The sequence below is a fragment of the Hyphomonas johnsonii MHS-2 genome (genome assembly GCF_000685275.1).
In the GTDB taxonomy this organism is placed as follows: domain Bacteria; phylum Pseudomonadota; class Alphaproteobacteria; order Caulobacterales; family Hyphomonadaceae; genus Hyphomonas; species Hyphomonas johnsonii.
This window is the reverse complement of record NZ_ARYK01000001.1, coordinates 980,288-992,483: the sequence shown is the minus strand read 5'-3', so window position 1 is coordinate 992,483 and position 12,196 is coordinate 980,288. Positions and strand designations below refer to the sequence as shown.

Here is a 12,196-nt window from a genome sequence, read left to right as displayed (position 1 = left end):
CGGCTTCTTTCTGAAGCCACCCGTCACGTTCCGGCAGCCTTACTTCATCAGGGCTTTCGCCTGCTTCACCCAGTTGTTCCGGGTGATGCGACCACGCGCGACGATCTTGTCATCGAGAGCAGCGATCTCTGCCTTCTTCAGCGCAGCGATTTGCGCGTAGGTGGTGATGCCTTCAGCTGCGAGCTTTTTCACCATGGCCGGACCAACGCCCGTGATCTTGGACAGATCGTCAGCGGCGGCAGTCTTCGCCTTTGCCTTGGGTTCGGTCTTGGCAGCGACGGCCTGTTTGACAGCCGCAGATGTCTTTTTCGCAGCTTTCTTGGCTGTCTTGGCGACTTCTGTACCAGTCTCCCCGGCGACAGCTTCGATTTCAGCCGTCAGACGAGCCAGGCGCGCCTTCAGGTTCACGTCACCTGCAAACGACTTGGCCTTCGCCGTAAGGTCGGACACTTCGTCTTCAAGCTTGTCGAGCTTCTTGTAGAGCTTCTCGCCCTTGGTGCCGAGGCCTTTGACGCCGAGCAGGTCGCGCATGCGTTCCATACGGGCCTCGAACTGATCGCGGGCCTGAGTCTGGAAGCCACGGGCCGTCGCCGCAGCTTTGGCCATTTGCTGGCCAGCCTTGAGGACGCGGTCATCACCGCTGAGGCGGGCGCGAACATCGGTCTCGATTTCTGCACCGCGCTTGACGAGGTCTTCGAAGACTTCGGCAGACTGGTGGTTCAGGACGTTCGCACCGGCGAGCGCGCTGTCATAGGCCCGGCCATAGGCGCCAACGCCAGCAAGCCAGATCTTGTGCGCCATGTCGGCGGAATTTGTTTCGATCGCCTTGCCGACTTTTTCGGCCTTGGCACGGGTCTTGGTTTTGGCTTTCGCCTTGTTCTTGGCCATCGGAATTCTCCTGTTTGATTGCCTCTATGGGGACAGGAATAGGGAGAAAGTCTAGAAAGCGCATACTAATCGGTGCCAGGCTTGAATCCGGCCGTCGAATGTCGTGTATCGAAACCAGCAAGAGAGAGGAAATCGCGATGAGCACAGTTGATTACAGTGTGGACGGCAAGCCCTATGAGGGTTTCCTTGTCATGCCGAAGAACAAGACGAACGTACCTGTGGTCGTGATCGCGCACGCCTGGGCCGGTCTCGACGAGAATGAACGCCAGAAGGCCCACCTGATTGCGGATGAACTCGGCTATGCCGCGTTCGCCATGGATGTGTACGGCAAGGGCAAGCGCGGCACGACAATTGAAGAAAACCAGGCGCTGATGAACCCCCTCGTTGGCGATCGCGCTGAACTCCAGAAGCGCCTGGCGGGCGGCCTGGCGGCTGCCAAGGCGCAGCCGGGCATTGACGCTGGCAAGGCGGCCGCCGTCGGATACTGCTTTGGTGGGCTGAGTGTCCTCGACATGGCGCGCGCGGGGATGGATATCCTGGGCGTTTGCTCGTTCCACGGCTTGTTCATGCCAGCAGATAACCTGCCATCACCGAAGATCACCGCCAAGGTCCTGATGGAGCACGGTTGGCAGGACCCGATGGCGACGCCGCAGGACGTGCTGGCAATCGCGAAGGAAATGGACGCGGCAGGTGCAGACTGGCAGTTGCACGCCCACGGACAATCCATGCATGCATTCACCACGCTGGGTGCAAACGATGCCAATATGGGCGTAGTCTACAATGCTGATGCAGACCGCCGCAGCTTTGCTTCGCTCAGGACTTTCCTGAAGGAACTCTTCTAGGCGCCGCGCAGGGCATAGCCCGCAGAGCGGACGGTGCGGATGGGATCCTCGCCGCCGCCCTGGCGGAGCGCCTTGCGCAGACGCCCGACATGCACGTCGACGGTGCGGGCCTCGACATAGACGTCAGAGCCCCAGACCGTATCGAGGAGTTGTTCACGCGAGAACACGCGCCCCGGATGCTGCATGAAATAGTCGAGCAGGCGGAACTCTGTAGGACCGAGATGGATTTCGCCTTCGTTGCGCATCACGCGGTGGGCAACCCGGTCGATGACAATGTCCCCGACCGTGATCTTGTCTTCCTTCAGGCCGGGCCTGATGCGCCGCAGCACGGCGCGGACCCGCGCCATCAACTCAGTGGTCGAAAACGGCTTGGTGACATAATCGTCCGCGCCGGTATCGAGACCGCGGATGCGGTCGCTTTCCTCACCACGTGCGGTAAGCATGATGATCGGCACGTTGGGATTGGCGCCGCCATTGCGAATGCGCCGGCACACTTCGATGCCGCTGACCTTGGGCAGCATCCAGTCCAGCAGGATGAGATCGGGCGCGCGCTCGTCGATCATCATCAGCGCCTCTTCGCCGTCAGCGGCAATGGCAACTTCATAATCCTCCTTCTGGAGGTTGTAGAGGAGCAGCTCGGAGACGGCACTTTCGTCTTCCGCGATGAGCACAAATGGTTTCATGTTGTCTTCCTCACGAGCGGCATTCAGCCGTCAATCTGGGGGGTCTTGGGCCGCTCGGTAGACAGCAGGTTGTCGCCGGTGGCCTGAAAGTAAACGAATTCGGCAATGTTCGTGCAGTGATCGCCGATCCGTTCCAGGTTCTTGGCGATGAACAACATGTGGGCCCCTGCCCCGATCGTGCGCGGATCTTCAATCATGTAGGTCAGCATTTCGCGGAAGAGCGAATTGTAGTGCTGGTCGATGTCATCGTCGCCTTCCCACACGGCTTTCGCTGCGGCGGCGTTGCCTGTCGCATAGGCGTCGAGCACCATGTTCAGCTGGCGCGATACCGGGCTCGCCATCCGGACGATACCGCGGCGCATGGCCGGGCCGACGATCTTGTCGAGACGCTGCGTGCGCTTGGCGATGTTCTTCGAGAGGTCTCCGATCCGTTCGAGTTCCCCGACCACCTTGAGGGCCGCGAATACCGCGCGCAGGTCGTGCGCCATGGGTTGCCGCCGTGCAATCAGGCTGACGATCTGGCGCTCGATCTCGGCTTCAAGTTGGTCGACTTCCGGATCACGCGCGACCACTTCGCGTGCGAGATCCAGGTCATTCCCGTCGACCGCAGCAGAGGCGTCCAGGATCATTGTTTCAACGATGCCGCCCATCCGAAGGATGTCGGCAGCGAGCTTGTCCAGCTCGTCGGTGAAGGCGGATACGATGTGATCTGACATGGAAAACCCTTAGCCGAATCTACCTGTGATGTAATCCTCCGTCCGGCGCTCGCGGGGATTGGTGAAAATCTGGTCGGTCTCGCCCATTTCAACGAGAATTCCGAGATGGAAGAATGCCGTGCGTTGCGATACGCGGGCGGCCTGCTGCATCGAGTGGGTCACGATGACGATGCAATAGCGCTTTCGAAGTTCATCTATGAGTTCCTCGATCCGCGCCGTTGCAACCGGGTCGAGTGCCGAGCAGGGTTCGTCCATCAGGATGACTTCGGGCTGGACCGCGATCGCCCGGGCGATGCAAAGGCGCTGCTGCTGGCCACCGGACAGGCTGTTGGCTGGTGCCGTGAGACGGTCCTTGACCTCCTCCCACAGCCCCGCCCTGCGCAGGCTCTTTTCGACCATTCCATCAAGATCTTCCCGGCTGGCCGCCAATCCGTGAATGCGCGGACCGTAAGAGATGTTGTCGTAAATCGATTTCGGGAAAGGGTTCGGCTTCTGGAAGACCATGCCGACCCGTGAGCGCAGCAGGACCGGGTCGATGGCTGCGTCGTTTATGTTCTCGCCGTCCATGATGATCTGGCCTTCGACACGGCACGATTCAATCGTGTCGTTCATCCGGTTGAGGCAGCGGAGGAAGGTGGATTTTCCGCATCCTGACGGACCGATCAGCGCCGTGACCGATCTGTCCGGGATCGGAAGGGAGATGTCGAAGATCGCCTGCTTGTCACCATAGAACACATTGATGTCCCGGCATTCGATCCGCGGAAAGGTCAGGCGTTCAGGCTCGTTGGCTTGTGTGCCTGGACTCGTCGCAGGCGGTGCGCTCGTCACTGTACTTTCCATTACCATCTCCGCTCAAATCGGCGTCGCAACAGCACGACTATACCATTCATGACAATCAGGAACATCAGGAGGATCACGATCACGGCCGCTGTCATCGGCTCCCACGCCCGCTCGGCGTTCGTTGACCAGCTGTAGATAAGGACCGGCAGGGCCGTAGCCTCGTCGGTTGGGCCCGAAGGCACGTCAGCCACGAACGCGACCATCCCGATCAGCAACAGGGGGGCCGTTTCGCCAAGCGCGCGCGCCATTCCGAGAATTGCTCCCGTGAATATCCCGGGGCCTGCCAAAGGCAGAACATGATGGAAGACCGACTGCATCTTCGATGCGCCGACGCCCAGTGCCGCAGCCCGAATCGAGGGAGGCACGGATTTCAGGGCGGCGCGCGATGCGATGATGATCGTCGGCAGCGTCAGCAGGGCCAGCACCAGGCCGCCAACGAGAGGGGCCGATCTCGGCAACCCGAAAAAGCCCAGGAAGACGGCGGCGCCCAACAGGCCGAAGACAATGGAAGGCACCGCGGCAAGGTTGTTGATATTCACTTCGATGATTTCGGTCACCCGATTACGAGGCGCGAACTCCTCAAGGTACACGGACGCGAAAATGCCAATCGGAACGGCGATGAACGCGGTGACGAACATCGTCAAAAGCGAGCCGACAATTGCAGCCAGCGCGCCTGCCAGTTCAGGATAGGTGCTGTCTGTATGCGTCAGCAGGCTCAGGTGCGGGACGCGCGAAATGCGGCCCATGTCCTTCAACGCAAGTGTCCAGGCAATCTGCTGGTCGGTCACGTTGCGTTCCGATTGCGGGATGCCGATCAACCGGGCAACCGGCGTCGCGCCCTTGAAGTCGTCTGCATTGCCGGTCAGGAGGTCTATGACTGCGCTGTCGGTTGTCACGTCGCTGATCTTGCCGGTCGTGGCCCCTGTCGTAAGCAGGATGGACTGCCGGTCTACCGCGTCGCCGACTTCAAACCGTTCTGCGGAAACCAGCGATTCGATCACCTTGAAAGCGGCGGGGCCGGCCAGCCGATAGGTCCTCCCCGTTTCGGCCTCGACGGATACGACCTTCCCCAGCTTCACTTTCTTCTGCGGCGAAGCGGCGCCCTTGAGATACAGGTCCAGGTCATCATTGAGCGGCGCCGTGATCGTGATTTTCTGGCCCATGAGCGTCGGATTGTCTGCAACTTTCCGAGCGGTGGGCAGCACGGCCAAGCGTGTCATGAGTTCACCGAGTTCCCTGGATGATCGGCGATCGTCACGCGCGTCAGGAAACGTATCCTTCAGGTTTTCCCGCACCAGCGAATAGAACCCATCGACATTCCGGGATATCTGGTCAGGCGTGTCCTTGCCTTTCGGTGCGATGACTGCCGCGTCAAGCACCACATCGTACTTCACGACATGGTATGTCGCGGCTGAAAGGGCCTGGGCGCCGATCGAAAACACCAGCAGCGAAAGAGCCGCCAGGGCAAAGCCGATCGCCGACAGCCCGTACAGGCGGAATCGCGTATCTGCGGCGCGCCGCTTGCGCAGGCGTGCCAGCGCTTTTTCATTGCGAAAGGGGCCGGCGCTGAGATTAGTCATACTTTTCCCGATACTTTTGCACGACACGCAACGCGATGAGGTTGAAGATCAGTGTGATCACGAACAGCACCAGGCCCAATGCAAAGGCCGAAAGGGTCTTCGGGCTGTCGAACTCGGTCTCGCCGGTCAACAATGCCACGATCTGGACCGTTATGGTGGTAAGGTCAGCTGTCGGGTCGGCCGATATCCGGGCCCGTTGCCCTGCAGCCATCACCACGATCATGGTTTCACCGATGGCGCGTGAAACTGCCAGCAACAGCGAAGCGATGATGCCCGGCAGCGCGGCAGGCAGGACAACATGCTTGACCGTTTCCGATTTCGTCGCGCCCATGGCGTAGGCCGCGTCCCGCAGCGTCTGCGGCACAGCATTGATCACGTCATCCGACAGGGATGACACGAATGGGATGACCATGATTCCCATGACCAGCCCGGCGGCCAGGGCACTCGTCGGTTGAGCGGCGAGGAAAGGTTCCGACGTCACGCCAGCATTGATGAGTGTCATATTGATCCAGACCGCGATGGTGCGGATCGTCGGGGCAACGACCAGGAGTGCAAAGAATCCGTACACAACAGTCGGAATACCCGCCAGGACCTCCAGGATAGGCTTGACTGATCCGCGCACGCGCGGGCCCGCATATTCGGAAAGATAGATCGCGGCGAAGAGGCCTACTGGTGCGGCAATCAGCATAGCAATCAGCGCAATCATGAACGTGCCGAAGAACAAGGGTAGTGCGCCGAACTCTGCACTGGTCTGTGCATTCCAGCGCGTGCCGAGAAGGAAATCCCAGATCGGCACCTGGGCGAAGAACCTCAGGCTTTCATAGAGGAGCGACGCCACGATCCCGACCGTGGTCGCAATCGCAACCGCGGCGCACAGGAACAGGAAGGCTTCCATGCCGCCTTCGACCTTGTTGCGGGCACGAAAGCCCGGCGCGACCCGGCGACGGGCGAGTAGGAATCCCGACCCGGCGCACAGCGTCGTCAGTCCGATGGTGACAGTCTTGATCACGCCCTGCAGTTCAAGGAAACGGTTGGTGATCGCGGAGAAAATCCGATCTGAGCCCGAGAAACCGCCCTGTGAGGCCGCGCGGGAAATCGAGTCGAGATATACGCTGAGTTCGATCGGCGGCATGGCCGAAAAACTGGCGGGCAGTTCACGGCGCAGGAGTGCCCGGACGATGTCGTCTCCAAGAAGGCCATAGGCCATCGCCATGACCAACGCAGGCACGACGGTCCACATTGCGACATAATAGCCATGATAGTTCGGACGGGAGTGGAAACGCCCGGATCCCGCCGCGCTGAAACGCTCTGCCTGGACCCGGCCGACGAAGAAGGCGCCCGATGCCATCATCGCCAGCAGGGCCAGCATCAACCAGCCCATGGGCAAGTGGCCAAGCTGTTGCACCATCTCGTCTCATACCCCTTGTTCGTGTCCTCCCCTTAATGATGGTGCGCGACACTTCTGTGACAGTTTTCCAAAGCAAGACATATGGCCTGCGAAACCTTGCGCCAGCGATGCGGATCGGCCACATCTGACACCATGACAATATCCACGAATTCAGAAGCAATCTGGCACGGGACGACCATTCTCGCGGTACGCAAAGCAGGCAAGCTGGCCATGTTGAGCGACGGCCAGGTCTCGATGGGCCAAACCATCATGAAGGGTAATGCACGCAAGGTCCGCAGGATCGCCGGTGGCGATATATTGGCCGGGTTTGCGGGGGCAACGGCAGATGCCTTTACTCTGTTCGAGCGGCTCGAGGCCAAACTTGAGCGCCACCCGGGACAGTTGCAGCGTGCCGCTGTTGAACTTGCAAAGGACTGGCGTACCGAAAAATACCTCCAGAAACTGGAGGCCCTCCTGATCGTGGCCGACAAGGACATGACGCTGGTCATTACGGGGGCCGGAGACGTGCTTGAACCGGAACACGAAGTTGTCGCGGTGGGGTCGGGCGGAAACTATGCGCTCGCCGCCGCACGGGCATTGTACGACTATGAAGACGCCGCCGAAGTGATCGGCCGGAAGGCCATGCAGATTGCGGCCGACATTTGCGTCTACACCAACGCGAATTTCACGATTGAAACCCTCGACACCTGACCGCGCCGGGTCCGCGCGGTTTCGGCCCTGCGGACTGCGCCCGCCTGGAAGTAGCTTATGAAGAACCTCACACCCCGAGAAATCGTCGCCGAACTGGACCGCCATATTGTCGGGCAGGTCGGCGCGAAGCGTGCCGTGGCAATCGCCCTGCGCAATCGTTGGCGCCGCAAGCAGGCGCCTGAAGGCATCCGCGGCGAGATCACACCCAAGAATATCCTGATGATCGGACCAACCGGGGTCGGCAAGACGGAAGTGTCCCGCCGCCTCGCCAAGCTTGCCAACGCGCCGTTCCTGAAGGTCGAGGCGACGAAATTCACGGAAGTCGGCTATGTCGGGCGGGACGTGGAACAGATCATTCGGGACCTCGTCGAAGCCGCAGTCGGGATGGTCAGAGAGCAGAAGCGGGCCGGGGTCGAAGACCAGGCGCGCGATGCGGCCGAAGAACGGCTGCTGGACGCATTGGTGGGCGAAAGCGCCCAGCCTTCGACACGAGAGAGCTTCCGCAAGAAGCTCCGCACCGGCGAACTGGACGACAAGCCGATCGATATCGATTTCTCCGAATCATCCAATCCTATGCAGATGATGGACATCCCCGGACAAGGCGGGTCGATGGGGATGATCAACCTGTCGGAAATCCTCGGCAAGGCGATGGGGGGGCGCACAAAGCGTGTCCGCACGACGGTTCAGGACGCCTATCGTCCCCTGCTGGAGGAAGAAGCCGACCGTTTGCTCGACGAGGATACCATCGTGCGTGAGGCCGTATCGGCGGTTGAAGAGGACGGTATTGTGTTCCTCGACGAGATCGACAAGGTGGCAGCGCGGAAGGACCGAGGCGGCGCCGATGTCAGCCGTGAAGGCGTTCAGCGCGACCTGCTGCCATTGATCGAAGGCACGACAGTGTCGACAAAACGAGGCGCCGTGAAGACAGACCATATCCTCTTCATTGCATCCGGCGCCTTTCACGTCTCGAAGCCATCGGACCTGCTGCCGGAGCTTCAGGGCCGGTTGCCGATTCGCGTCGAACTTGAACCGCTGTCACGCGATGACCTGCGCCGGATTCTGGTCGAGCCGGAGGCTAGCCTGATCCGGCAATACGAAGCCCTCATGCACGCCGAGAACGTCAAGCTGGAGTTTGACGAGGACGCGATCGACCGGCTGGCGGACCTTGCTGAAGCAGTGAACAATTCCGTCGAAAACATCGGCGCACGGCGGCTGCAGACGGTGCTGGAAAGGCTGCTGGACGAGATCAGCTTTGACGCGCCGGACCGTGCCGGCGAGACGGTCAGGATCACCGCCGATTATGTCAACGAGCGGGTTGCCAGCCTTGCCGGGAACGCTGACCTGTCAAAATTCATTCTCTGAGCGTTCAGGCGCTTTCAGGATGATGTGGCGCGTCGCACCGGCATGTGCTTCTTGCCCCAGTCGCGCAATGTCATCAGGGCCGGCCCTATTTCCTGGCCTTTTTCGGTAAGGACATAGTCATACCGGCGCGGGCTGTCGGAATAAGCTTTCCGTTCGAGGATTCCTGCCTCCACAAGGCGCTTCAGCCTGTCTGCCAGAATGTGCCGGGTCATTCCGCTCGATTCAACGAACTGCTCGAAACGCGACATGCCCAGAAAGCAGTCGCGCAGGATCAACAATGTCCAGCGGTCCCCCAGCACCGACAGCGTGCGGGCGACGGGACACCAATTGCTCGATAGATCAGACCATTTCATGCGGCAGACGATAGACTGATTTTCTGGAAGTTCCAAAGCGGCATGCGCAATTGCCCTGGCGCACCGTTTCGATCAGGCTTCAATACCTGCCGCGAGCGCCAGGTCTGCCAGCGAAACTTCGGGGCGCGGACCGAAATGGCTGATGACTTCAGCTGCCGCGATATGCCCGAGGCGGGCACATGTCGCGAGCGGCAACCCCCTGGCATAACCGAAAAGAAACCCTGCAGCGTACTGGTCACCGGCGCCGGTCGTATCGACCACTTTCGACACTGGCTCGGCCGGAATGGCGATAGGTTCGCCGTCTCCGATGACGACGGACCCCTTCTCGCTGCGCGTGACCGCAGCAATGGACGTATCGGCGCGCAAGCGCGCGATTGCCTCGTCGAAATCGCGGGTCTCGTAAAGCGACAGCAACTCTTCTTCATTCGCGAACAGGATGTCGACGTGTCCCTGCACGAGATGGAGAAAGCTTTCGCGGTGGCGGTCTACGCAAAAACTGTCCGACAGAGTCAGCGACACCAGGCGATCCGCCGCCTTCGCGATTTCGGACGCGTAGACAAAGGCGGTCTTGGCGTCGTCCTTGTCGAAGAGGTAGCCTTCCAGATAAAGAATCCGTCCGGCCCGAACGATATCCTCGTCCACGTCTGTCTTGGAAAACAGAACCGAGGCGCCGAGGAATGTATTCATGCTGCGCGCACCGTCATCATTCACGAAAATGATGCTGCGAGCCGTGGCCGGGCCGCCGACGAGGGGGTGGGTTGCGAACGGGACACCTGCGCCTGTCATTTCCGCGCGAAACTGACGGCCAAGCTCGTCGTCCGCCGTCTTGCCGATATAGGCAGCCGCACCGCCAAAGCTCGCTACGCCTGCGATCGTATTGGCACCACTTCCACCTGATGTGAGGATAGGGTCGACCGCTGCGGCCGTCAGGGCCTCGGCCCTCGGCTCGTCGATGAGGTTCATTGCATTCTTCTGAATGCCCCATTTGGCAAGAAATGCGTCATCTGTACTGGACAGTACGTCGACAATTGCATTGCCAAGCCCGACGACGTCAAAGCGAGTTGGGTTCATTCTTCTGGCCCCTAGATTTGCGAAGGCCGTCGATTGCCAGACTGACGCTCTGGACGCAACAGGCGCGCATGCTAAAGGAGCCGCCATGAAGATTGCTTATCTGGCCTGCTCAGACACGTTGCCCGGCTCTCCGACCCGGCGCACCGATGCATTCGAGCACGACCACATGATGACGGCGCTTGTGCCGGCTTTCGCCCGTCTCGGCATGACGGTGACGGACGTATCGTGGGATGATCCAGGCGCACGGTGGGAAGATTATGCTGCCGCCATCATCGGAACGACGTGGGACTACTGGGATCGCTCAGCGGAATTCCTCGACACGCTGGAACGGATCGAAGGCCTGACCCGACTGCTCAACTCGCCTTCGCTGGTCCGCTGGAACAGCCGTAAGACCTATCTTCGCGAACTCGAAGCGCGCGGCGTACGACTGATCCCGACTTTGTGGGTCGACCGGATGTCACCCGATGTCGCAGCTGGGGCTTTCGACACGTTCGGCAGCGACGATCTGGTATTCAAGCGCCAGATTGGCGCAGGCGCAAAGGACCAGCACCGCCTGGCGCGCGGCGCGCCGGTGCCGGACATGCCGCACCCGATGATGGTGCAGCCATTCCTCAGCACGATCCAGGATGAAGGCGAACTCAGCTTCATCTTTGTTGATGGCGTGTTCAGTCACGCGCTGGTCAAGCGTGCGGCATCCGGGGACTATCGGATCCAGTCGGCCTATGGCGGAATCGAAACGGCGATCACGCCAACCGAAGCAGACCTCGGCGCGGCCCGCGACGTACTCGGAAAGCTGGAATCACCGCCCCTCTACGCCCGGGTCGACATGCTGCGCGGCAATGACGGCGCGTTGCTTCTGATGGAGCTTGAACTGATCGAGCCCTACCTCTACCCGGTCGAAGGTCCTGAGCTCGGCGACCGGCTGGCCGAGGCGATGGCCCGGCGCTTGAGATAGCGCCGAGTCCGTTCGCCTCCGGCTGTGTCCTAGAATCCGTAGACCAGCGCGATCTTTGTCGCCGTGTCGGTGCTCTCGAAGCCGTCCGGCGGGTTGGTATCGTAGCGGACGTCAAACGACATCCGGGCCGATATCTTCTCCGACAGGGCGGCCGTTAGCGCGATGATGTTTCTCATCTGCGTCGACTCTCCGCTGTAGATGATGTCGGTCGCATCGCTCAGTTTGACGTTGTCATTGAATGCATAGCTGAACTCCGAACGTCCGACTGCACCGAAGGATGTTTCAGTCTCTGCAGGAATGATGAGGGCGGCGCCGACCGCATCCGTGGTAATCACACGCTTTACTTCGTCAATTTTCACGCCGGGCCCACCGCGGACAGTCCAGGTAAGCCTTTCGGAATCAAAGACGTGGTAGCCGAGTCCGAGGCCGAGGAACGAGCGGCTGTCGAAACCCGTGAACTGGTCCACTTCGTAAGACGCGCGTGTGAACGCAAACGCCTTGTCACTCACCTGCCTGTCGACGCTGCCGGCCACGAATACCCGATTGCGGCTTTCAATGCTGTCCTGTTCGCCATAGTCGAAGTTCGCTTCGATATTGTACGTCCAGAGCCCGTTCTTGTTCGCAAGGTCCATGCTTGCGCCGACGTCGGTGGCTTCACTGTTTCCGCTTGTGTAGCCTGCTGAAAGCGACGCCTCGCCGCTCCAGCCGTCAACTTCCTCCGCTGCCGCCGAAAATGGCATGGCCGCACACGCCGCGGCCAGAGCGATTGATGGCAACCATCGTGTGAACTGTCCCATGGTCTGATTCT

The 12,196-nt window shown here is 60.4% G+C and carries 13 protein-coding genes; 4 read left to right on the top strand and 9 right to left on the bottom strand.

What is annotated here, in order from left to right; translation table 11 throughout:
- Positions 1 to 39: 39 nt before the first annotated feature.
- Complete coding sequence (locus tag HJO_RS17545; protein WP_051618195.1) at positions 40 to 888, bottom strand: phasin family protein; 849 nt, start codon at positions 886 to 888, stop codon at positions 40 to 42.
- Between the two features lie 137 nt (positions 889 to 1,025).
- On the opposite strand from HJO_RS17545, the gene HJO_RS04690 reads away from it, so the two are divergent.
- Complete coding sequence (locus tag HJO_RS04690) at positions 1,026 to 1,730, top strand: dienelactone hydrolase family protein (protein ID WP_035614542.1); 705 nt, start codon at positions 1,026 to 1,028, stop codon at positions 1,728 to 1,730.
- Here HJO_RS04690 and phoB read toward each other — a convergent pair.
- From phoB to pstC, 5 genes are read right to left on the bottom strand one after another with little or no spacing between them, the layout of a single operon-like run.
- Positions 1,727 to 2,413 (bottom strand): phosphate regulon transcriptional regulator PhoB, encoded by a 687-nt coding sequence (gene phoB / locus HJO_RS04685; protein ID WP_035613951.1) that lies wholly within the window; start codon positions 2,411 to 2,413, stop codon positions 1,727 to 1,729. The genes HJO_RS04690 and phoB overlap by 4 nt on opposite strands.
- 23 nt (positions 2,414 to 2,436) lie before the next feature.
- Positions 2,437 to 3,129 (bottom strand): phosphate signaling complex protein PhoU, encoded by a 693-nt coding sequence (phoU, locus tag HJO_RS04680; RefSeq protein ID WP_035613949.1) that lies wholly within the window; start codon positions 3,127 to 3,129, stop codon positions 2,437 to 2,439.
- A 9-nt stretch (positions 3,130 to 3,138) separates the two neighbouring features.
- Positions 3,139 to 3,969, bottom strand: a complete 831-nt coding sequence (gene pstB, locus HJO_RS04675) for a phosphate ABC transporter ATP-binding protein PstB (RefSeq protein WP_035613946.1) — start codon at positions 3,967 to 3,969, stop codon at positions 3,139 to 3,141.
- Positions 3,969 to 5,549, bottom strand: a complete 1,581-nt coding sequence (gene pstA / locus HJO_RS04670) for a phosphate ABC transporter permease PstA (RefSeq protein ID WP_035613943.1) — start codon at positions 5,547 to 5,549, stop codon at positions 3,969 to 3,971. The genes pstB and pstA overlap by 1 nt, the downstream gene beginning before the upstream one ends.
- Positions 5,542 to 6,957 carry a phosphate ABC transporter permease subunit PstC gene (gene pstC / locus HJO_RS04665; RefSeq protein ID WP_084141462.1) on the bottom strand — a complete coding sequence of 472 codons (1,416 nt, stop codon included), beginning with the start codon at positions 6,955 to 6,957 and terminating at the stop codon, positions 5,542 to 5,544. Before pstC ends, pstA begins: the two co-directional genes overlap by 8 nt.
- A gap of 132 nt (positions 6,958 to 7,089) precedes the next feature.
- Here pstC and hslV point away from each other — a divergent pair, with 132 nt between their 5' ends.
- Together hslV and hslU are read left to right on the top strand one after the other, a co-directional pair.
- Positions 7,090 to 7,647, top strand: coding sequence for an ATP-dependent protease subunit HslV (gene hslV, locus HJO_RS04660; protein ID WP_035614540.1), 558 nt, complete (start codon positions 7,090 to 7,092; stop codon positions 7,645 to 7,647).
- Positions 7,648 to 7,704: 57 nt separating this feature from the next.
- Entirely contained in the window at positions 7,705 to 9,009 is a 1,305-nt protein-coding gene (gene hslU / locus HJO_RS04655) for an ATP-dependent protease ATPase subunit HslU (RefSeq protein ID WP_035613935.1), read from the top strand.
- Between the two features lie 14 nt (positions 9,010 to 9,023).
- Here the strand turns inward: hslU and HJO_RS04650 are convergent, their stop codons facing one another.
- Together HJO_RS04650 and HJO_RS04645 are read right to left on the bottom strand one after the other, a co-directional pair.
- A complete protein-coding gene (locus tag HJO_RS04650) occupies positions 9,024 to 9,362 on the bottom strand; it encodes a winged helix-turn-helix transcriptional regulator (RefSeq protein WP_035613933.1) in 339 nt (112 codons plus the stop codon).
- A 72-nt stretch (positions 9,363 to 9,434) separates the two neighbouring features.
- Positions 9,435 to 10,433: an adenosine kinase gene (locus HJO_RS04645; RefSeq protein ID WP_035613930.1), complete on the bottom strand. Its 999-nt coding sequence runs from the start codon at positions 10,431 to 10,433 to the stop codon at positions 9,435 to 9,437.
- An 85-nt stretch (positions 10,434 to 10,518) separates the two neighbouring features.
- Between HJO_RS04645 and HJO_RS04640 the strand changes: the two genes are divergently transcribed.
- Positions 10,519 to 11,388, top strand: coding sequence for an ATP-grasp domain-containing protein (locus HJO_RS04640; RefSeq protein ID WP_035613929.1), 870 nt, complete (start codon positions 10,519 to 10,521; stop codon positions 11,386 to 11,388).
- A 29-nt stretch (positions 11,389 to 11,417) separates the two neighbouring features.
- Here HJO_RS04640 and HJO_RS04635 read toward each other — a convergent pair whose 3' ends face one another.
- Positions 11,418 to 12,185: a DUF481 domain-containing protein gene (locus HJO_RS04635; RefSeq protein WP_035613926.1), complete on the bottom strand. Its 768-nt coding sequence runs from the start codon at positions 12,183 to 12,185 to the stop codon at positions 11,418 to 11,420.
- Between the last annotated feature and the right edge of the window lie 11 nt (positions 12,186 to 12,196).

Coding starts and splice junctions, on each gene's coding strand:
- phoB (WP_035613951.1), bottom strand. CDS start 2,413: ATGAAACCATTTGTGCTCATCGCGGAAGACGAAAGTGCCGTCTCCGAG.
- pstC (WP_084141462.1), bottom strand. CDS start 6,957: ATGGTGCAACAGCTTGGCCACTTGCCCATGGGCTGGTTGATGCTGGCC.
- phoU (WP_035613949.1), bottom strand. CDS start 3,129: ATGTCAGATCACATCGTATCCGCCTTCACCGACGAGCTGGACAAGCTC.
- pstB (WP_035613946.1), bottom strand. CDS start 3,969: ATGGAAAGTACAGTGACGAGCGCACCGCCTGCGACGAGTCCAGGCACA.
- HJO_RS17545 (WP_051618195.1), bottom strand. CDS start 888: ATGGCCAAGAACAAGGCGAAAGCCAAAACCAAGACCCGTGCCAAGGCC.
- HJO_RS04650 (WP_035613933.1), bottom strand. CDS start 9,362: ATGAAATGGTCTGATCTATCGAGCAATTGGTGTCCCGTCGCCCGCACG.
- HJO_RS04690 (WP_035614542.1), top strand. CDS start 1,026: ATGAGCACAGTTGATTACAGTGTGGACGGCAAGCCCTATGAGGGTTTC.
- HJO_RS04645 (WP_035613930.1), bottom strand. CDS start 10,433: ATGAACCCAACTCGCTTTGACGTCGTCGGGCTTGGCAATGCAATTGTC.
- hslU (WP_035613935.1), top strand. CDS start 7,705: ATGAAGAACCTCACACCCCGAGAAATCGTCGCCGAACTGGACCGCCAT.
- HJO_RS04635 (WP_035613926.1), bottom strand. CDS start 12,185: ATGGGACAGTTCACACGATGGTTGCCATCAATCGCTCTGGCCGCGGCG.
- pstA (WP_035613943.1), bottom strand. CDS start 5,549: ATGACTAATCTCAGCGCCGGCCCCTTTCGCAATGAAAAAGCGCTGGCA.
- HJO_RS04640 (WP_035613929.1), top strand. CDS start 10,519: ATGAAGATTGCTTATCTGGCCTGCTCAGACACGTTGCCCGGCTCTCCG.
- hslV (WP_035614540.1), top strand. CDS start 7,090: ATGACAATATCCACGAATTCAGAAGCAATCTGGCACGGGACGACCATT.